Here is a 20,098-nt window from a genome sequence, read left to right on the forward strand (position 1 = left end):
AACAAGGCTGAAACGGATGCTAATCGCCAGGTGTTGCAAACACTACGCGGTTGCGTCCATCGGCCTTGGCTTGATAAAGCATTTCATCTGCCCGCTTGATTAATTCGTGCAGCGAGCTGCTGATATTCTGTTGAAAAACAGCACCGACACTTACCGTAGCCTGCAAGGATTCACCATTGGCGATGACAAATGTTTGGCTGGCAAATTGTGAACACAGGCGCTCTGCAATTTGCTGCGCAGCTTCTCTGCTACAGCCGGGCAGCAGCGCGACAAACTCTTCCCCGCCAAAGCGACCAAACAAATCAGTACTGCGTAACGATTGCGCAGCGGAGCGGGCAAAACCGGTCAGGATAATATCGCCACTATCATGACCATAACGGTCATTAATTCGTTTGAAATAATCCAGATCCAGCAGCATGACAGTAATCGGCTGACGACTGGCGCGCTGCTCTTCCAGCATCAATTCAGCACGCTCCAACCATCCGCCACGATTGAGCACGCCAGTCAGAGCGTCATGGGTTGCCGTGTGCTGCAAGCATTTCAGCAGACGGTCGCGACTGGCGATGGCACCAGCTACCATCACTGGAGCCATCGCCATCAGTGCCACCCCGATACGAAATGACAGCAGCGATAACATGCTGTCCATCTGCACGCCTAAATCAACATCGCCCAGCACCACCGCCACTTGAATCGTCAGGCTATACACCAGCGACAATACCGCCGTAGTCCACACACGATAAACCAGCGCACACCACAACAAACCCGGAATAGGAAATGAAAGCGCCGCCGGGCCATGCACAACATGGCTCAGCACAATGCCGGCGATAAATGCCAGTAACGGCAACAAGCGGCGCAACTGTTCCTGCATGGGCTGCGCCCGCCGATCACGCAAGCCGGATAAAGCAAGCATCACCGGCAAAATACACAGGTAGTTGGCAAACTCCGCACTCATCCAGATCAAAAAGCCATCGAGCACAGAGCCATCAAACAACACAGGGTTGGCAAACATGCCAACAATTCCGGAGCAGACAGAGGCAAAGAGTGCGATGAGCGCGAGGCGGATCATGGAGTCGGGCCGCTGCAAACGGCGATGTTCAATACTCAGACGGTGATAGAGCATGGTCGCAGGGATAATCCCGGCCAGATTGCCAGCAGTGAGGATTAATGACCGAAACAGACTACTGCCCATCAACAGATCAGCTGCGATATTGCCGAAGGCGGCCACACACCAGTAGATCAGCGTCGCACGGCGTGGATCGCGCACCATCAAACCAAGCAGAATCGCATTAGCAGGCCAAAAAGCAGCGATTAATCCACTCGGGCGAGCGAGGATACCGAGTAATGAGGCGATAAAAACAGCAGAAAACACGAGAAAAAGGTCACGGGGCTTAACGCGCATAAACCACCTTTTGCCGCCTGAAGCGACCAAAAACGAACCATTTTTTTATTGAATAAAAAGCGCAGCTTGAATTGGTTAATGTGCGGCGCCCACATCAAACAAGTAAAGACTATAGAAGAATTGAATGCCAACCTGAATTACAGCTGATTACCCTGCTGCGCCCCCACCCCGCATCAAGTCACTATCTGCCGCCACATCAAGTCACTATGCAGCTATGAGGAACCGGAGCTGGTGGCTCGGTCGGCTCGCCAATCATTTCACGCAATGCAGATTCGATCATGTTGGTCATGGCATCCAGCGCCAGATCATTCGGTTCGGTGCCGAACGGGTCTTGCAGTTCTTCCGCTAGCGCCTCTAACGCCAGAAAGGTGTAGGCAACAAAGGCGACTATCACCGGCGTAATCGCGCCCAAGGTTGCGACCAATCCCAGCGGCAATAAAAAGCAGTAGGTGTATACGGTGCGATGCAATATCACCGAGTAGCCAAAAGGCACAGGTGTGCTGGCGATGCGCTCGCAGCCACCCAAGCAGGCGCTGAGTTGCGATAAATGCTGATCCATACGTGCAAATAAAATCGGGCAAATCTGCTCTTGCTGGCGCATGATTTTCAATTGCTGCGCTAAATCCAATACCACCAACTCCGATTTGAATCGCCCATTAATCACCCGTTCCAGCGCCTCGGGCCGCAGCAGTTTTTGCAGTGCGGGCGTGGCGTCGGTATGGCGCAATTGCGCGCGCAATGCGTGAACAAATGCGATCAAGCTATAAACAAATTGGCGATTTTGTTCGTCGCTGGCATCGGCGGCGGTGAGTTGCTGGCGGGTTAAGGCGCGGGTTTCATTCAGCACCGCCCCCCACAGTTTGCGCGCCTCCCAAAAGCGGTCGTAGCTGACCGAGTTGCGGAAGCTCAGAAAGATTGCCAGCGCAATCCCCAGCAGGGTAAACGGAATGGGCGTTAAATCCGGCAAAAAACCGGGGCAGCAACGCCTGATCACTACGATTGCAGTGGCAAGCGCAACCAAGATAAAAAGCTGGGGAAGAATGCGCGTCAGCAAAGAGCCGCGCCACACAAATAACATGCGGAACCAGTGCAATTTCGGGCGAATAATCATATCGGGGGTCACACAGCTGGGAGGGGAGAAAACGTCACCATGTTACGGCCTGATCATACAAATGCCCAGTGGCTGTAGAGGCTGATCCGAAGATTAATTAAAAATATCGCGCCACATCCACGGATGAGTGCAACACGCGCACAATGGTAATTCCCTCTTGCTGAATCACATAAAACAGTAGATGCGATTGATAAGGAAAGCTGCGCAATCCATGCAATAAATCATCGCGCTCAGTGCCAAGTAGAGGGTTATCGGCAAGTATCTGGGCAGTTTCTTGCAATGTATCTATATAAGTATGTAATTGAGCGCTTCCCCAGCGCTGGAGGGTGACATCGATAATGGCTTCCAAATCCTTCTCTGCTTGCTCCGTGAAATAAAAATTGGCCATTACTTCACTCGCTGGCGCAGACGCTCAAGGACATCGTTACCACTCGCGACTCGACCGGCTTCTAAATCAGCAATACCTTGCTGAATCTGCGCTTTGAGTTGCGCAGCTTTGTGGGCAGCAAGTTGTTCGTACTCAGCGTAAGACAAGACCACTGCGACCGGCCTGCCATTTTTGTTAATGCAAACGGACTGACTTTGTACTTTTAATAAGAGATCGCCAAATTCGCGTTTGGCATCACTGGCAGTCAAGGTTTCCATTTTTCACCTCGCTCAATTTGATTAATTTGAACATTTTGATCAATTTAGTCATTCATCTATAAATCAGTCAAGTTTCAGCCTATTTTTGCATTCGGAATCCTGCTGGCATCGTGCTAAGATGCGCGCCTTTTTTCTAATTCCTGACCATTTTTTGGGCAGAAAACAATCCAGTTTTAAACATTCAGGCACGTGTTATGGCAAGAAAAGTAGCGGTGATAATGGGCTCCAAGAGCGATTGGGCGACCATGCAGGCGGCGGTAGAAATACTGGAGCAGATGGGTGTTGAATATCACACCGAGGTTGTGTCGGCGCACCGCACTCCGCAAAAACTCACTGAATTCGCCGAAACAGCGGTGGATAACGGCTATGCCGTGATTATCGCCGGTGCTGGCGGCGCGGCGCATTTGCCGGGCATGGTTGCGGCTCACACCCGCTTGCCGGTATTGGGCGTGCCAGTACAAAGCAAAGCCCTGAGCGGCGTAGATAGTCTTTACTCTATCGTGCAGATGCCAAAAGGCGTTGCGGTAGGTACCTTGGCGATTGGTATAGCCGGTGCATTTAATGCTGGTTTGTTGGCCTGTCAGATTCTGGCAGTGACTGATCCAGCGCTGGCGACCAAGATCGACCAATTCCGTCACGATCAGACGCAATCCGTACTGGACAATCCAGACCCACGCGATCAATAACCCAAGCGACTAAAAAGAGGTTCGCCATGAGTCAACGAATTTGGGTTTTAGGTGCAGGCCAATTGGGCGCGATGCTCAAACACGCCGGTATGCCACTGGCGCTGGATGTATGCCCGGTCGATATAAATGAAGCAACAGCCCCGGCATTGGCACCGACCGATTTGGTCACCGCCGAGCGCGAGCAATGGCCGGAAACACTGGTTACACATGCCCTCGCCCAGCACCCACGCTTTATCAACCAAAACGTGTTTGGCCGTTTGGCGGATCGCAAAACCCAAAAAGAACTGATCGATTCACTCGGTATCGCCACTGCGCCTTGGCGCAATGTCGCTAACGACATCACCGCTAACGAGTTGCGCGATCAACTGGGCGAGCGCGTGCTGCTCAAGCGTCGCACCGGCGGTTACGATGGCCGTGGCCAACACTGGCTGCGCACCGATGACGATCAAGTGCCCGACGACTGGCAAGGCGAAGCTATCGCAGAACAAGCCATCAACTTTGACGAAGAAATCTCGGTTGTAGGCGTGCGCAACCAGCAAGGCGAATGCGTGTTTTATCCGCTCACCCTGAACCTGCATTTGAGCGGCATCCTCTATTCTTCTGTTGCACCTCTGGCGCGCCTGCAACCACTGCAAGCACAAGCAGAAGAGATGCTCGGCAAGATTTTGAACGCACTTGATTATGTGGGCGTGATGGCGATGGAAACTTTCCGTGTGGGCGACCAGCTGCTCATCAACGAATTAGCGCCGCGCGTACACAACTCAGGCCACTGGACGCAAGCGGGCGCGAGCATCAGCCAGTTTGAATATCACCTGCGCGCCGTCGCCAATATGGCCACCCCGCAGCCGCAAGTGATTGGCCAGAACGTTATGATCAATTTGATCGGCACTGACTATAACCCGGCGTGGCGCGATCTGCCCTGCGCGCGCGTTTACTGGTACGGCAAAGATGTGCGCCCGGCGCGCAAAGTTGGCCATATCAATATCGTCAGCAGCAATATCACCGAAATCCGCGAAACACTAGTCTTACTGGGCGATTTACTGCCCGAACACCACTACCGCGAAGCCATCGATTGGAGTCTTAACGCGCTCGCCTCCTGCGAATAACCATTTCGCAATGACAAAAGTCAGCTTCGGCTGGCTTTTTGTTATCTTTGGTTAATGTTTGCATTTTGTTGCACAGGAACTGTGATAATTTAAGCGACAATTCAGGCGACAACCTGACTACAATTTAAGCAGCACAAGGAGCGACACCGTGTTTACATTGCATATTGCCAACAAAAATTACTCCTCCTGGTCGCTGCGCCCCTGGGTGCTGATGCGCACACTGAACATCCCTTTTACTGAACAAATCCATCCACTTAGCGCCGGCAGCAGCTGGAATAGCTACCGCAGTTTTTCGCCCAATGGCCGAGTTCCCTGCCTGCAAGATGGCGAGCAAACCGTGTGGGATTCCTTGGCGATTGTGGAATACCTTGCTGAAAGTTATCCGCAAGTCTGGCCTGCCGATAAATCCGCACGCGCATGGGCGCGCTCTGCAAGTGCCGAAATGCATTCGGGCTTTCAAGCCCTGCGCAACACCTGCGGCATGAGCTGTGGCCATCGTATTCAAATGAACGAGATATCGCCCGCACTGCAAAAAGACATCGCCCGCATTAATGAACTCTGGAATGAAGGCTTGGCGAAGTTTGGTGGTGCTTTTTTAGCAGGCGATACATTTACCGCTGTGGATGCGTTTTTTACGCCGGTTGCGTTTCGCTTTCAAACCTACGGACTGCCACTCACTGGAGCAGCCAAAGATTATTTATCGCGCTTGTTAAACATTGAAGCCATGCAGGAATGGTATGCCAGTGGCATTGCCGAAACCTGGCGCGAACCAGACCACGAACAGGAAATTCTCGCCGCCGGAGCACTGGTTGCAGATTTACGCACTCCAGTATCGCCACGCACGGAATAATATGAACGACATTACCATCACCATCACCATCACTCCGTATCTGGAAGAAAATTATCTACATGTGGACGTGCAAGGCATGGGCAACTATGACAATGCGGTCACTATGTGGAGCAACATTGCACAGGCCTGTGAGCAATATCAATGCTATAACGTGCTGGGCGAACAAAACCTGCTGCAAACTGTCACTATCGCCGAAGCATTTGATCATCCTGCGCTATTTAAAAAAGTAGGGATCACGCAAAAACATCGCATCGCTTGGGTCGATAAAAATCCGCGCACACGCAACACCACCGAATTTATTCGCGATGTACTCACCAGCCGCTCAGTGGGAACTGGCCGCCTGTTCAATGATGTTGAGAGCGCCAAAAACTGGCTGCTCTCACGCCCCAAATAATCAGCAACGCCTAGGTAAAACTACCCTCCTGCCCGCTTTTGACAAAGCCCAAGCTGCTTACTAAGGTTCATAAAAACCTCACTCCATACGGGCAAGGAGTCTTCCCATGTTCAACAATATGAAAGTCGCGCTGCGGCTTGCCATTCTCGCCAGCACCTTGGTTGTGTTGATGATTGTCATTGGCGTTCTGGGAATAAAAGGCATGCGCGATGCCAATCAGGGCATGCACACGGTTTATGTTGATCGCGTTGAGCCCATGCGTGATTTAAAAGACGTTATCGATAACTTTGCCTTAATGCTTGTCGATGTTCCGCAAAAAACTGCCAAGGGAATTCTCACCACCGCAGAAGCCATCAAAATCACTCAGGAAACCCTGCCCGCAACCGAGGCGCTTTGGGAGCATTACCTGACAACATTTTTAATTGAAGATGAGAAAAAACTGGTCAACACGGCCACACCATTAATCGCGCAAACCCATCAACAGCTACAAGTATTGCAAAGTTGGTACAGCACCAACAATATGGCAGAGCTGAACAACTTTACCCAAACCGGCATCTACCCGATTTTTGATCCGCTCAATGAAGCGTTCACTGCGCTGAATAAATTACAGGTCAGAGTTGCCAAACAAGAATATGAATTATCGACACAGCGCTATGAAAACACCCTGATGTTTAACAGCATTATCATTGCACTCAGTATTTTAATTGCGGTCAGCTTGAGCTATCTGATCGCGCGCAGCCTGCTCAAACAATTAGGTGGCGAACCAGGCTACGCCGCCGATGTAATTTACCGCGTTGCGCAAGGGGATTTGTCGGTTCAGGTCAATACTCAAGCTAAAGATCAAAGCAGCATGTTGTTCGCTATTCGCCAAATGGTGACGCGCCTGTCAGAAATTATTGGCGATGTGCGCGCCACAGCGGATTCACTCTCGTCCGCATCGGAAGAGCTGAGCGCAACAGCGCAATCCTTGAGCCAATCCTCTACCCAGCAAGCGGCGAGCATCGAAGAAACCAGCGCATCAATGGAGGAAATCACAGCCTCTATCGGCCAGAACAATGACAACGCCAAAGTGACCGATAGCATCGCCAGCAAAAGCGCTGCCGAGGCAAATCAGGGTGGCAATGCCGTCAAAAATACCGTTGCCGCCATGCGCGAAATTGCACAAAAAATTAGCGTGATCGATGACATCGCCTATCAAACAAATTTGCTTGCATTAAACGCTGCAATTGAAGCGGGTCGAGCAGGTGAACACGGGCGCGGGTTTGCCGTGGTTGCCAGTGAAGTACGCAAACTGGCTGGCCGCAGCCAAACCGCTGCAAAAGAAATTGGCGAGCTGGCTGGCGGCTCAGTAAAACTTGCTGAAAGTGCGGGTCAGTTATTAGATGAAATTGTTCCAGCGATTCGCAAAACCGCCGATTTAGTGCAGGAAATTTCTGCTGCAAGCGATGAACAATCGATGGGCGCAAATCAGATCACTATCGCGATTTCGCAAATCAGTATTGCCACACAACAAAATTCATCATCTGCAGAAGAGCTCTATTCCACCGCCGAAGAACTCACCAGTCAGGCGGTACAACTGCAACAGATGATGGAGTTTTTTAAATTGAAATAGACCCTCACCCCAGCCCTCTCCCAGAGGGAGAGGGAGTTTATCTTCCCACCAGAGCCCTCACCCGGCCCACTCTCGGAGGGCGAGGGATTGTGCCTTTTTCTCCCCTCTCCCTCTGGGAGATGGGGCGGGGGTGTGGGTAATTTGAGGGCCTACAAAATCCACACTTCCACACGGCGATTCATGCGGCGACCTTCTTCAGATTTACTGCTCGCCAGCGGTGCTTTTTCACCCATACCGCGCGCTACCAGCGGATAAATTCCGCGTGCAATCAAGTGCTGCTCAACCACTTTGGCGCGACGCAAAGACAATTCGCCGTTTTGCGCAGGGTCGCCTTCGGTATCTGAGAAGCCAAACAGTTGCACACGTTTGGGCGAGTTAACTTCAACATATTTCACCAGACGATCCAAATCCGAAATCCCTTTGGTATCCAGCTCATCGCTGCCATCTTTAAAGCGGAAGTTGATCGATAAACGCTGAGAGTGTTTAGTCAGGCTTTGCATTTCTTCCGGGTAAAAGTTGTTGTGAAACGGCTGACCAGTTTTAATGTTTTGCGATACCAAACCTATATCTTCCACTATGCTCTGGCCGCGTTCAGTTGCACTGAACTTCACAAACTCTTCAGCTTCATTGTTGATATTTTTTTGCGGCAGATAAAAATACAAACGGCGCGCAAGCGGATAATCTTCAGTGCTCACAGTAAAGTGAGTCGGTAAAATTGCCTTGGAGGATTTTGTTGATGAAATCGCCATCAGCTTCGCACGGCGCACATAGGGCAAACCGATAAAACCAATTCCGCCTTCATCTTTGGCAACCGAGTCAGACAACTGGGTGCTGGATTCAAACCGCTTTGCAGTCTGGGCAAGACTGGCTTTTGAGGGCTCCAACACCATGCTCTTGAATGAGTCCCAAGTACCGGAATTTTCATCGCGCGCATAAAGTGTAATAGGCAAATCTTTACCACCCAATTCAGACCAGTTAGTAACAGTGCCAGAAAATATTTTTACCAGTTGCGGTAGCGACAGTTGTGCCAGCGGGTTGGCGTTATTGGTGATAATCGCCAAACCATCCAGCCCGATAATATGCTCGCTGCCGGGTTCGGAGAGATCGCCACTTTTCGCCAGCAACAACTCGCGCTCCTGCTCTTTTATACGGCGAGATGACATACCCAATTCAGCTGTGCCATTGAGTAAATCGCTAAAGGCGGTGCTCGAACCATGTGCGTGAATTTCAATAAATTCGATGCGGCCATTGAGCTGTGCGCTCACGGCTTTTTCCGTTGGAGCCTTGCCCTGCTCGGTTTTGATATCAGTTGCGCCGCGCGACATAAAATAGGACTCAACCAAGCGCGGTGTTAATTTCTCACCCACCGTATTGGAGCCATGCACACGGAATAAAGGCTTGTTGGAACGAACCACCGGAGTACCGGGAACATAGGCTTGCTGCTGGGGTTTAACAGCAGACTTCACGCGGGTTTCAGTAATCGCTTGCAGTACAAATACCTCGCCTGCATCCAATGGCAAAAACGAACGCAGCAAATAACCACTTAACAGCAGCAATAATGAACAGGCGGCAGCAGCTAAAAAATTTAACTTGATTGTGCCGCGTGTTTTTTTCCTGGGTTTGAACTCGTCGCCCGTGTGCGTGGCAGTGACAATAGAATCTTCCATTTGACGCACTTCCCACACCAGCTGGGTAAGCTCATCATTATTTGCGCTCAGCGCTTTTTCCAATAATTCTGCCCGGTATTCGTCATCCTTTAACACCATGTTTAACGGGATGTGCATTTTTAAGTGGGTTTCGCACAGCCGTTTTAAATTCCATAACTTATCAACCAAAGCAACGTTGTAATGCATGTGTTTATGGGATTTCGGGGACATACAAAGTCTCTGCTCGTTATCGCTAACCATCATCCGACGGCATTGCGCCATCGCCAATTTGTGACGGCGCACACTATATGACGGGTTTGTGACAGCGGAGTTACATACACAGACAAGGTTGTCAGCCTCAACAGCGGAAGTTGCAGTGTCACAGCCAGATACGAAACGCCTGCTATAGTGAATATTCCCCTAAAGCAAGGCGCAGACTTGCCGATTACCTGCAATACAGAACTCCCGGAGTGTGATCATCGTGTTTAATAAAGCCCTTAAAGAAGAGCTGACAGAAGTTCGTGAAGAATTGTCCTCAATGCACCAAGTGAGAGAGAGCCTAGAGAGCGAAATGCTGGCGCTCTACCTTGATCCGCGTGGCGTAATTGAACAGGTCAATGCCAATTTTGAGCGCGAAATGAATTACGCCTCGGGCGAATTGGTCGGCCGCCACCTGACCGATCTGGTTCCCGCCCACGCCAAAAGTTCCGAGCATTTCACCCGCTTGGCTAGCGCGCTTAAACAAAGCGAACACTGGGCTGGCGCGTTACAGATTATTCGGCCGCCGAAAAAAGAAGCTTGGTTGCGCGCGATTGTCCAACCAGTGAAAGATACCAACAACCGGGTGAGATACATTTCTGTTTACGCCAGCGATTTAACCTGCACCATTGAAACCTCACGCGAGCATGAAAACATTATCGCTGCACTCCAACGCTCCACCAAGACATTTTGGGAAAAGCTGAACCGGGGCGAATATATTGCCGACCGTTTTAAACGTGTCGATCACTATGGCAACCCCGTCTGGCTGGAAGCCTCTTACAACCCGATTATTGATGCTTACGGCAACCTCTACAAAATTGTTAAATTTGCAACCATTATTACCGATCAAGTTAACCATGAGATCGCGGTTGCTGATGCAGCAGACACTGCTTACAGCATCTCTCAAAGGACCGATACCAGCGTGCAAAAAGGTACGGCTGTGGTGCAGCAAACCGTGCAGGTGATGCGCGAGCTGGCCAGCCAAATGGATGTAGCCGCAGAGAGTATTGCCGCGCTCGATAAACAGTCACAAATTATCGGCACTATTATTAAAAGCATCAGCAGTATTGCCGATCAAACCAACTTGCTTGCACTCAATGCGGCGATTGAAGCAGCACGTGCGGGTGATCAGGGGCGCGGCTTTTCTGTGGTGGCCGATGAAGTGCGGCAATTGGCATCGCGCACCAGCCAAGCGACCAAAGAAATTGTCGATGTGGTTTTGCAAAACCAAAAACTGGCCGAAGGTGCGGTATCGACCATTGATCACAGCAAAGAACAGGCGCAGCGCGGATTGGAACTCGCCGGTGAAGCAGGTGAAGTAATTGTTGAAATTCAATCAAGCACCCAACAGGTGGTAGATGCGGTTGGGAAGTTTGCCAATCGTTTAGGTGTGTAACTCACCTATTGCAATTACACTAGGGCAAGCTAAATACCATTCCATTTATGATGAATAACTAGCCCGCCCTATAAGCTACCTCTATGCAATCTTCTCCCACACAAACATCTTCTGCATCACCGGCGCCTGTCACTTTATGGCAGGCCATTAAATTCTGGTTGAGATTAGGTTTCATCAGTTTTGGTGGCCCTGCCGGGCAAATCGCCATCATGCATCAAGAATTAGTCGAACAGCGCCGCTGGATTTCCGAGCAGCGTTTTCTTCATGCGCTCAACTACTGCATGCTTTTACCTGGACCAGAAGCGCAACAACTTGCCACCTATATCGGCTGGTTAATGCATCGCACCTGGGGCGGCATCATTGCAGGTGTACTCTTTGTTTTACCATCGCTTTTTATTTTGATTTTGTTGTCATGGCTCTACATTGCCTACGGCCACCTCACGTTGATCGCGGGAATTTTCTATGGCATCAAACCCGCAGTCGCCGCGATTGTCGTGCAAGCGGCGCATCGCATTGGCTCACGTAGTTTAAAAAATAATTGGCTGTGGGGAATCGCATTTGCCGCTTTTGTGGCGATTTTTGCGCTGCATTTACCTTTTCCGTTGATTGTATTAGCCGCCGGGATTAGCGGCTGGCTGGGCGGAAAATTTGCACCGCATTTATTTGCCGCCAGCACCAAACATCAAGCCAATCAAAAAAATTACGGCGCCGCGATTATTGACGATACAACACCTACACCAGAGCATGCCAAATTTCGCATAGAACGCTTAACACTGGTGTTAGCCTGCGGATTAATATTCTGGGCAATTCCCATGTTGCTGCTGGGAAATATTTTTGGATGGCAGCACGGTTTTACGCAAATGGCATGGTTTTTCACTACTGCCGCCCTACTCACATTCGGCGGTGCTTATGCAGTATTACCCTATGTTTACCAAGGCGCAGTCACTCACTACCAATGGCTTACACCCGCACAAATGATGGATGGTTTAGCGCTGGGCGAAACCACTCCCGGCCCCTTAATTATGGTGGTGGCTTTTGTTGGATTTGTCGGCGCTTACACGCAAGAGTTTCTGGGCGGTGAATCACTATTTTTAGCGGGCGCAATTGCTGCCACGCTGGTGACCTGGTTTACCTTTTTGCCGTCATTTGTATTTATTTTAGCGGGCGGGCCTTTAGTGGAATCCACCAAAAGCAATTTGCATTTCACTGCACCACTCACCGCGATTACCGCCGCCGTTGTGGGCGTGATTATTAACCTCGCACTCTTTTTTGCGTATCACACACTTTGGCCGGAAGGGATAGGTGCAGGTGCAATTACAGACTGGATTAAAAAACTGGATCTAATAGCGCTGGCGATTGGGGTAATCGCCAGCGGATTATTGTTTTGGGGGAAGCAGGGAATTATCCGCGTGCTGGGAATTTGCGCACTGCTGGGCATGGCGGTAAAAATGCTGCACTGATTATTCGGCAGGTTTTACATCGCCGCAATCACTGCCCAGCCATTTGCCTTCCATTTTAAAATTCATGGTGTGCTTTTTACCATTAATCGTCTGCACCATCTTTCCAGTACCAGAATAATGTTTGGGTGAGTGAAAGTTCACTTCGCTTTCCCCCAAAGACTGCTCCTCACCGGAACAAACATAAGTCGATTTAAAACGCGTAGCACTGATTTGTTTTAATGTTGACGTACAATCTTCCATATCATCCGGTAATTCGCCGCGATCAATTTCTGCTTGGGTGATACAGCTTTTGGCGGTGGTACCCGACGAGGAAATTTGTACCTGATCGTTATTCAAACTAACGCCATCGTCATTAACATTTACGCCGGCTTGCGCCATCATCTCTTCCATCTGTTTGCGCTGCTCGGGCGGCATATTGGCGAACTGTTCTTTCATTTGCTCCATTGCCGCTTTCATCTGATCAGCTTGCATCACCTGCATGTCCTTAGCAGTGTCCGCATCCCAGGTCATGGTGTTTTCCCACAATCCGGCTTTCATATCCACTTTTACAGGATCGGCCTGCGCCGACAGCGCACTCACACTTATTGCCACAACAACTATTGAAAGTAAGGCTTTCATAGGCTATCTCCTTGGTTAAAGTAAAACTAATTTAGTTACGCCTTGGGTGAATAGAACATTACCTAATCCATCCAATTTATGCCATGTCATTGTTTGTTGTGAGTCAATATTACTTTAGGCGAACCTTTTTTCTGTGAACTTCCATCCTAAAAAAATCGGCGCACAAGGCGCCAATTTAAATAACAAAACTTACTTTAAAAGCCGTTGCAAATGCGGTTCTAACGCCTTTGCCCAAAGCTCATAGCCTTTTTCATTCGGGTGCAATAAATCCGGCATTATCTCTTTGCTCAACACCCCATCGTTGGTTAAGAACACAGAGTTGATATCGGCAAAGAAAACGCTCTTGTTGTCAGCATAATCTTTAATAATCGCGTTTACACCATTGTTGATCTGGCGCAATTGCCCATCAGGGTTTTCATCGCGCGGAAAAACTGCCAGCAACAAAATCTTTGATTCAGGCAAACGCTGCTGCAATTCGCCCAGTAAATTTTTAATTCCAGCTGCGGTAGTCACCGGATTTTCATGGCGATGACCGGTGTTGTTAGTGCCGATCATCATCACTACCAGTTTGGGCGACATATTTTCCACTGCGCCGTGCTGCAAACGCCAGAGTACGTTTTCAGTGCGGTCACCGCCAAAACCAATCGCGAAGGCATTTCGTTTTGCGTAGTTTTTATCCCAAACAGGTGCGCCTTCTTTCTCCCAGCCTTGAGTGATGGAATCGCCGATAAACAGCAGATCGATTTTTCCACCTTTGGCTTTAATCGCTTTGGCATCGGCGAGTTTTTGCTCGTGACGCGGCAGCCACCAATCGATTGACCACCACTCATTTAACATGCCCGGCGTTACCGAAACAGTTTTGTAATCCGGGCAAGTGGCGAGAGTGACATTTTTCGGCGTTTCGATAAGCAACTGCACATTGGCCACAGCCACTTCACCGGCACCGCCAACTTCTAGCGCAAAGGGCATAGTTGCTGCACTGAAATTATCTTGCTCTTGCGCAAAACAACTCAGCGGCACATAGATTTTTTGCCAGCCTTTACCAATCATTTCACGCGCAGCCATGGTGAAAGGTACCACGCGGTCGCAGCCTTCTTTTTGGCATTCCATTTTGAAAGAAACACCACCTTTGGCCAGTTCATTAATTTTTAAATCAAGCGCCAGCACACCGGTTTTCATATGCGCCGTTAAATCCAATGGTGCACCGGACTCCAGCGTCATGCCTGCGCGCCAGGTATCTTTCCAGGTAAATACCAATGCATCTTCCTGTACATCTTTATCAGCGGTTTGTACTTTCACATCGCCTTTTGGTAACGCCGCAAAAGCACCGCTCAAAATTTGTTGACGTTCGTAGTTTTCAATAAAGATATGCCAAGGTTCTAAAGGGCGACGTACATATAAGTTGATGTCTTGCGGCTCACCACTGGCAACGCCTGCCACATCAACTGGCAAAGTTTTCAGATTGGAATTACGCGATTGATAATTCAACCCGTAACCCAATTTAAACAGTGGATCGTATTTTTTGTGGTGCTTATTGAGCACATCTTGCAATGGCAGTTTTGGCCAAGAGAATGAGAGTGTGCCTTTAAAATCAAAATTAGGTTTTCCGTCTGCCTTGGCGATCAATACATCCGCCACACCGGCACCTTCTGAACCCGGCAGCCATGCAGCAACAAATGCATCAGACGCATTTAATTCCGGATTAACCCACATAGGGCGACCGGATAAAAATACCGATACGACTGGAATATTTTTCGCCTGTAATTTTTGCAGCAGTTCCAAACTTTTTTTGTTCGCAGGTTCAAATTCCAAAGTGTCACGATCACCACTGCCTTCGGCGTAAGGGTTTTCACCAAACACTACAATGGCAACATCGGGTTTATCGGTAAATGAACCATCAATCGACAGAATAGATTTACCGCCAGCAGCATCAACGGCAGTTTTAATTCCTGAGTAAATAGATGTTGCACCAGGGAAACGGAAGTTTTCTTTTGCATCGGCAACACCCTGCCACCACACACTCCAGCCACCGGCTTGCTTGCCGATATTGTCAGCGCCATCGCCCGCCACCAAAATGGTTTTGGTTGGATTGATTGGCAGCAACTTATTGTTGTTTTTCAGCAACACCAAACTTTCACGCACAGCCTGACGCGCAATCGCGCGATGCTCTGCACTGCCAACAACAGATTCATCACCCGCAAGCGCGCGCTCGGAGGGTTTTTTATCCCACAAACCTGCGCGCATTTTTACGCGCAAAATTCTGCGCACCGCATCGTCCAAACGCGCTTGGGAAATTTCGCCAGACTTCACTTGCTTGAGCGTATTTTCAATCATGGCTTTCCAATCGTAAGTCACCATGAGCAAATCGATACCAGCATTAATCGCTTGTGCGCAGGAATCGTTGGTGCAACCGGGAACCTGACCGTGACCGTTCCAATCGCCTACAACCAAACCATCAAAACCCATGCGATCTTTTAATACATCGGTCAGCAGATATTTATTGCCGTGCATTTTCTCGCCGTTCCATTCGCTGAAACTGGCCATTACAGTTTGCACACCGGCATCCAGCGCGGGCACGTAACCGGCGTTGTGAATTTTGATTAATTCTTTTTCAGAAATGCGCGCATTGCCTTGGTCATCACCGCCGTCGGTGCCGCCATCGGCAAGGAAATGTTTTGCGGTGGCGATTACTCTGTCTCCCGCTAAAAATTCCGCACTATTCACCTTGCCTTGCAAGCCTTCCACCATCGCCGTTGCATATTCGGCGACGAGTTTTGGATCTTCTGAATAGCTTTCGTAGGTGCGGCCCCAACGATCATTTTGTGCAACCGCGAGCGTTGGTGCGAACACCCATTCGGTGCCGGTTGAGCGAACTTCTTTTGCGGTGGCCGCGCCGATTTGACGAATCAAATCTGCATTGTGCATTGCACCCAGCCCCATGTTATGCGGGAACAAAGTCGCACCAGTTAAATTGTTGTGGCCGTGTACCGCATCGGTTCCCCAGAAAATTGGAATGGCTTGTTTGCCGTCGCTGGTATCCATAGAGGCGATATAAAGTGCATCGAGAAATTCCACCCAATCTTTTGGTTTGGCGTTGTCGATGCGATTTGGCATGGAGCCGCCGCCATTGAGCACTGAACCCAGGTGATATTTTTTAATATCTTCCGGCGTTACCGTTTGAATTTCCGCCTGCATAATCTGCCCGACTTTTTCTTCGAGCGTCATTTTTTGCAGAATCGTTTCAAGTTTCGCATTGAACTCGGCGGAATCTTTAATTGGTGCTTCAGCCTTTGGCCACAGATTAATATTGTGCTTTTGCTCGGCAAACGCCGGATATTGGCTGCTAAACAGCGCAGCAGTGATCAGGCCAATACTGGCCAAGCGATGGAGTTTTTTCATTGTTTTGTCTCTTTTTGTAGCTGGTTTTGCAGTAATGATTTTTTACTTTTTAATCGACTAGGCCGTGAGAAATTTTTTCTGCCGCCTGACGCAAACGCTCCAGCACTCGCTCTGCGCTAATCGATTGGGATTTGATATGGATAAACGGAATAATCAGCACGGCCGCAGCGCCGTGAACACCGGTGATGGGAACACAAAAATCGGTAACGCCATCCACAAAATCACTGGCGAGCTGGATATAACCCTGATCAACACCTTTGCGCGCCTTTGCTAAAAAGCGTTCGATACGCTCTAGATCAACCGTTGCGGATAACTGCGGCAACCAGCCCGCTTGTACATCGGGCGATGCAAAGCCGTATAAGAGTGCGCCTGAGTTGGTGTCGATCAAACGGCGGCGATAGCCCACTCGCACGGAAAAGCCGAGATCCATCGGGCTTTCCATGCGTGCCACTACGACGATTTGATCGCCTGAAGGCACCACCAAATGGCACGACTGCCCCAGCTCGCGCGTCAGCTCTTTCATCACCGGCAAAGCAACTTCCAACAGGGTTTTGGCTGTGCCTTGAGAAATACCCAGCGTAAAAAGTTTGTTGGTCAGCATGTAGCCATCGCGCCCGTCGGGCATTTGGGTGATGTACCCGCGATATTCCAACGCCAAGACCATACGAAATAACTCACTCACCGAGCGGCCAAGTGCAGACGCCATTTGCGAGGTCGTCATGGGCGAGGTATGGCGTGCGAGTAATTCAAGAATATCCAGCCCTTTTTCCAATGCTGGTGCACGATATTTGCGCTCGCAGTCATCGCCAGCATCGCCAAGTTCGCTATCGATGGTTCTGCCGTGAAGCGGGGATTTGCTCGTGGAATGAGCGTTATTAGTCGCGTTTGATTTGTTCAAAGAAGTCATAGTCTAGCTCTCGTTATTATTGGCATTATTATTGGCTGCCCATACCGACAACACTTCATAAGTGAAAGACGGTTTGTACATGAAACATCCTAGCATAGAGTCAAACAAACTATATCAACTTTTTGAGTCGGTCAGATAGGTTCAAAATCATGATTATGGCGACAAACTTCCACCTAAATAGGCTTGGAAAGCCAATTTAAAGGCCAACTTAGCGACTAATTAACAGCCACTTTATAGGACAATTTATAAGCCAAGGGGCAGTAACTACACTAGACTTATCCTGACCCGGCAAAACCGAAAACATCCGCTGTTCTACGTTAACGCTGTAATCCAGGAGTGATTTATGAAGTGGTATTCCCGACTGTGCGCCCGCATCCGCACGCAGATTTTTATTTTGTTGGCCGCGCCGTTAATGGCGTTAAGCATCCCTACTCTGGCGTTGGAATGGCCGCAGGAGATAGAGGCAAGCGAAGGCAAAATCATTATTTATCAACCCCAGCCGGAGCAGCTTGTAGGGAATGTGCTGAGCGGCCGCGCAGCCATGTCACTCGAACTCAAAAAAACACCCGAGCCTATTTTTGGCGCCTTCTGGTTCACCGCCAAATTGGATACCGATAGCGACGCAGGCACAGCCGTAGTGCGCGATATTCAGGTCACCAAAGTCAACTGGCCAGACTCGACCGAAGAACACGAAGCGCGCTTTACAACAATTGTGGAGTCGATCCTGCCCAAAACCGGTTTGACGATCTCACTGGAGCAGCTTTCCGCCAGTTTGAAAACCGCCGAGCTGGAGCAAAAAAGCCTCGACGGTCTCAACAATGATCCGCCGAGTATCATCATCAAAAATGAGCTTTCTATACTGCTGGCTTACGACGGCGAGCCGCGTTTTTCCCCCATCGACAACAGCCCTTATGAACGTGCGTTAAATACCCCCTTTGCGGTAGTGCGCGACAAATCCAAAAACGCCTATTACCTCAGTAGCGGCAAGCTTTGGTACAGCGCGAAGAGCGCAACCGGGCCTTGGTCGATCACCAAAAACCCGCCGCCAGATCTGGTCAAGATGGTGCCTGAGTCCGAAGACCCGGCTCCTGCCAAAGCGCCAGCCGTTGTGGTATCCACCAAGCCGACCGAGCTTATCTCTACCGACGGCAAACCTAATTGGAAAAGTCTGCCCGGCGGACAGCTCCTATATGTCGAAAACACCGAAACGCCTTGGCTGCGCGAACTCACCACCGGAAAAATGTATGTGTTGCTATCTGGCCGCTGGTATCAAAGTGGATCAGAGAAAGGCCCTTGGGCATTTATCCGCCCCGACAAACTGCCCGCCAGCTTTAAAGATATTCCGCCAGATTCAGACATAGGCGGTTTGCGCGTATCCGTAGCAGGAACGGAAGAAGCGGAAGATGCAATGCTCGATGCGCAAATTCCGCAGACCACGGCGGTCAAACGCAGCGAAGCAAAACTGGAAGTAACCTACGATGGCTCGCCCAAGTTTGAAAAAATCGCCGGCACCAGTGTGTCCTATGCAGTCAACACTGGCGCGCAAGTGCTGCAAATCGCCGGGCGCTATTACGCGGTGGATAACGGCGTATGGTTTACCTCTGCCAAGGCCACAGGCCCTTGGGCTGTTGCCGATTCCATCCCCAAAGATGAAATCGCCAAAATCCCGCCCAGCTCACCGGTGTACAACACCACCTACGTCAATGTGTATGAATCCACGCCCGAGGTGGTTTATACCGGCTACACGCCCGGCTACCTCTGGTCTTACCCTTACTATGGTGTTCCTGTGTACGGCACAGGTTTTTACTACCCACCCTATTGGGGCGGCGGTTATTACTACCCTCATACGCCCACTTGGGGTTTCCATGTTGGCTATAACCCTTGGACAGGCTGGAACTTTGGCGTGAGCTGGAGCAACGGCTTCTTTAACTTCGGCATGATGTGGAGTAACGGCGGGCATGGTGCCTACAGCCCTTGGGGATGCTGCGGCGGCTGGTATGGCGGTGGCTATCATAATTCGCCGGTATTCATTAATAACGGCAATATCAACATCGGCAACTCAGTCAATATTGGCAACCGCACCAAAATCAATAACAAAATCGGCAATACCAATTTGGCGAACAACCGGAAAATTAATAATCTCTACAATCGCCCGGAAAATCGTGCACGCAATGCAGATAAAGCCCTCGCGCATAAAAATCTGACGCAAGCGCGCAGTATCAAGCGCGACAATAATATCTTTGCCGATAAAAGCGGTGCCGTCGCGCGCAAAGTTGGCAATGATTGGCAAGTGCGCGACAAAGGCGGCTGGCACGCATCTGCACCTGATCTGCAAGATCATGCTGCGCAGATCAAACAACATGCGCCGGAAATCAAACAGCAAATGCCAGAAATTAAAGAGCGTATTCCACAAAATACGCGCGACAAAATTAATCAGTTGCCGCAGCAAAATACCAACCACCAATACACCAACCACCAATACACACGCCCAAGCACGCGGCCGCAAATCAATCGCCCTGATTTGAACCGTGCGAACTATGCGCGACAATCAGGCGCAGCGCGTGCGCAAATGCGCGGTATGAATATGCGTCGCGGTCGTTGATACTCAGGG

The 20,098-nt window shown here is 50.0% G+C and carries 16 protein-coding genes; 8 read left to right on the plus strand and 8 right to left on the minus strand.

Annotated elements, in window-relative coordinates; all coding sequences use genetic code 11:
• Positions 1 to 19 precede the first annotated feature (19 nt).
• The 4 genes from SPL68_RS11405 to SPL68_RS11420 form a co-directional block, all read right to left on the minus strand.
• The gene (locus SPL68_RS11405; RefSeq protein ID WP_323815276.1) at positions 20 to 1,399 is read right to left on the minus strand and encodes a GGDEF domain-containing protein; all 1,380 of its coding nucleotides are present in this window, start codon (positions 1,397 to 1,399) and stop codon (positions 20 to 22) included.
• Between the two features lie 196 nt (positions 1,400 to 1,595).
• Positions 1,596 to 2,510 carry a bestrophin family protein gene (locus SPL68_RS11410; protein WP_323815277.1) on the minus strand — a complete coding sequence of 305 codons (915 nt, stop codon included), beginning with the start codon at positions 2,508 to 2,510 and terminating at the stop codon, positions 1,596 to 1,598.
• 97 nt (positions 2,511 to 2,607) lie between these two features.
• Positions 2,608 to 2,898 carry a type II toxin-antitoxin system RelE/ParE family toxin gene (locus SPL68_RS11415; protein ID WP_323815278.1) on the minus strand — a complete coding sequence of 97 codons (291 nt, stop codon included), beginning with the start codon at positions 2,896 to 2,898 and terminating at the stop codon, positions 2,608 to 2,610.
• On the minus strand, positions 2,898 to 3,155 hold the full coding sequence (locus SPL68_RS11420; protein ID WP_323815279.1) for a type II toxin-antitoxin system Phd/YefM family antitoxin: 258 nt from the start codon (positions 3,153 to 3,155) through the stop codon (positions 2,898 to 2,900). Before SPL68_RS11420 ends, SPL68_RS11415 begins: the two co-directional genes overlap by 1 nt.
• 194 nt (positions 3,156 to 3,349) lie before the next feature.
• Here SPL68_RS11420 and purE point away from each other — a divergent pair, with 194 nt between their 5' ends.
• The 5 genes from purE to SPL68_RS11445 all read left to right on the plus strand — a co-directional run bounded on the left by purE (position 3,350) and on the right by SPL68_RS11445 (position 7,803).
• The gene (purE, locus tag SPL68_RS11425) at positions 3,350 to 3,841 is read left to right on the plus strand and encodes a 5-(carboxyamino)imidazole ribonucleotide mutase (protein ID WP_323815280.1); all 492 of its coding nucleotides are present in this window, start codon (positions 3,350 to 3,352) and stop codon (positions 3,839 to 3,841) included.
• A 26-nt stretch (positions 3,842 to 3,867) separates the two neighbouring features.
• Positions 3,868 to 4,947, plus strand: a complete 1,080-nt coding sequence (purK, locus tag SPL68_RS11430; RefSeq protein ID WP_323815281.1) for a 5-(carboxyamino)imidazole ribonucleotide synthase — start codon at positions 3,868 to 3,870, stop codon at positions 4,945 to 4,947.
• 148 nt (positions 4,948 to 5,095) lie between these two features.
• Positions 5,096 to 5,797 carry a glutathione S-transferase family protein gene (locus tag SPL68_RS11435; RefSeq protein WP_323815282.1) on the plus strand — a complete coding sequence of 234 codons (702 nt, stop codon included), beginning with the start codon at positions 5,096 to 5,098 and terminating at the stop codon, positions 5,795 to 5,797.
• 1 nt (position 5,798) lies between these two features.
• A complete protein-coding gene (locus SPL68_RS11440) occupies positions 5,799 to 6,191 on the plus strand; it encodes a hypothetical protein (protein ID WP_323815283.1) in 393 nt (130 codons plus the stop codon).
• Between the two features lie 106 nt (positions 6,192 to 6,297).
• Positions 6,298 to 7,803: a methyl-accepting chemotaxis protein gene (locus tag SPL68_RS11445; protein ID WP_323815284.1), complete on the plus strand. Its 1,506-nt coding sequence runs from the start codon at positions 6,298 to 6,300 to the stop codon at positions 7,801 to 7,803.
• 149 nt (positions 7,804 to 7,952) lie between these two features.
• On the opposite strand, the gene SPL68_RS11450 is transcribed toward SPL68_RS11445, so the two are convergent.
• Complete coding sequence (locus SPL68_RS11450) at positions 7,953 to 9,680, minus strand: phosphate ABC transporter substrate-binding/OmpA family protein (RefSeq protein ID WP_323815285.1); 1,728 nt, start codon at positions 9,678 to 9,680, stop codon at positions 7,953 to 7,955.
• A gap of 250 nt (positions 9,681 to 9,930) precedes the next feature.
• Here SPL68_RS11450 and SPL68_RS11455 point away from each other — a divergent pair, with 250 nt between their 5' ends.
• Both SPL68_RS11455 and chrA read left to right on the plus strand, forming a co-directional pair.
• A complete protein-coding gene (locus SPL68_RS11455; RefSeq protein WP_323815286.1) occupies positions 9,931 to 11,103 on the plus strand; it encodes a methyl-accepting chemotaxis protein in 1,173 nt (390 codons plus the stop codon).
• An 83-nt stretch (positions 11,104 to 11,186) separates the two neighbouring features.
• Positions 11,187 to 12,563, plus strand: coding sequence for a chromate efflux transporter (gene chrA, locus SPL68_RS11460; protein WP_323815287.1), 1,377 nt, complete (start codon positions 11,187 to 11,189; stop codon positions 12,561 to 12,563).
• On the opposite strand, the gene SPL68_RS11465 is transcribed toward chrA, so the two are convergent.
• The 3 genes from SPL68_RS11465 to SPL68_RS11475 all read right to left on the minus strand — a co-directional run bounded on the left by SPL68_RS11465 (position 12,564) and on the right by SPL68_RS11475 (position 17,487).
• Positions 12,564 to 13,181, minus strand: a complete 618-nt coding sequence (locus tag SPL68_RS11465) for a DUF3617 domain-containing protein (RefSeq protein WP_323815288.1) — start codon at positions 13,179 to 13,181, stop codon at positions 12,564 to 12,566.
• 189 nt (positions 13,182 to 13,370) lie between these two features.
• Positions 13,371 to 16,580, minus strand: a complete 3,210-nt coding sequence (locus tag SPL68_RS11470) for a glycoside hydrolase family 3 N-terminal domain-containing protein (RefSeq protein WP_323815289.1) — start codon at positions 16,578 to 16,580, stop codon at positions 13,371 to 13,373.
• 49 nt (positions 16,581 to 16,629) lie between these two features.
• Positions 16,630 to 17,487, minus strand: coding sequence for an IclR family transcriptional regulator (locus SPL68_RS11475; RefSeq protein ID WP_323815290.1), 858 nt, complete (start codon positions 17,485 to 17,487; stop codon positions 16,630 to 16,632).
• A gap of 343 nt (positions 17,488 to 17,830) precedes the next feature.
• On the opposite strand from SPL68_RS11475, the gene SPL68_RS11480 reads away from it, so the two are divergent.
• Positions 17,831 to 20,089 (plus strand): carbohydrate-binding family V/XII, encoded by a 2,259-nt coding sequence (locus SPL68_RS11480; protein WP_323815291.1) that lies wholly within the window; start codon positions 17,831 to 17,833, stop codon positions 20,087 to 20,089.
• Positions 20,090 to 20,098 lie beyond the last annotated feature (9 nt).

Source organism: Cellvibrio chitinivorans (assembly GCF_035117775.1).
Taxonomy (GTDB): domain Bacteria; phylum Pseudomonadota; class Gammaproteobacteria; order Pseudomonadales; family Cellvibrionaceae; genus Cellvibrio; species Cellvibrio chitinivorans.

Excerpts from the sequence above, each read along its gene's own strand:
- SPL68_RS11465 (WP_323815288.1), bottom strand. The coding sequence starts at position 13,181 with ATGAAAGCCTTACTTTCAATAGTTGTTGTGGCAATAAGTGTGAGTGCG.
- SPL68_RS11415 (WP_323815278.1), bottom strand. The coding sequence starts at position 2,898 with ATGGCCAATTTTTATTTCACGGAGCAAGCAGAGAAGGATTTGGAAGCC.
- SPL68_RS11410 (WP_323815277.1), bottom strand. The coding sequence starts at position 2,510 with ATGATTATTCGCCCGAAATTGCACTGGTTCCGCATGTTATTTGTGTGG.
- SPL68_RS11475 (WP_323815290.1), bottom strand. The coding sequence starts at position 17,487 with ATGACTTCTTTGAACAAATCAAACGCGACTAATAACGCTCATTCCACG.
- SPL68_RS11405 (WP_323815276.1), bottom strand. The coding sequence starts at position 1,399 with ATGCGCGTTAAGCCCCGTGACCTTTTTCTCGTGTTTTCTGCTGTTTTT.
- purE (WP_323815280.1), top strand. The coding sequence starts at position 3,350 with ATGGCAAGAAAAGTAGCGGTGATAATGGGCTCCAAGAGCGATTGGGCG.
- SPL68_RS11450 (WP_323815285.1), bottom strand. The coding sequence starts at position 9,680 with ATGTCCCCGAAATCCCATAAACACATGCATTACAACGTTGCTTTGGTT.
- SPL68_RS11440 (WP_323815283.1), top strand. The coding sequence starts at position 5,799 with ATGAACGACATTACCATCACCATCACCATCACTCCGTATCTGGAAGAA.
- SPL68_RS11470 (WP_323815289.1), bottom strand. The coding sequence starts at position 16,580 with ATGAAAAAACTCCATCGCTTGGCCAGTATTGGCCTGATCACTGCTGCG.
- chrA (WP_323815287.1), top strand. The coding sequence starts at position 11,187 with ATGCAATCTTCTCCCACACAAACATCTTCTGCATCACCGGCGCCTGTC.
- SPL68_RS11480 (WP_323815291.1), top strand. The coding sequence starts at position 17,831 with ATGAAGTGGTATTCCCGACTGTGCGCCCGCATCCGCACGCAGATTTTT.
- SPL68_RS11420 (WP_323815279.1), bottom strand. The coding sequence starts at position 3,155 with ATGGAAACCTTGACTGCCAGTGATGCCAAACGCGAATTTGGCGATCTC.
- purK (WP_323815281.1), top strand. The coding sequence starts at position 3,868 with ATGAGTCAACGAATTTGGGTTTTAGGTGCAGGCCAATTGGGCGCGATG.
- SPL68_RS11445 (WP_323815284.1), top strand. The coding sequence starts at position 6,298 with ATGTTCAACAATATGAAAGTCGCGCTGCGGCTTGCCATTCTCGCCAGC.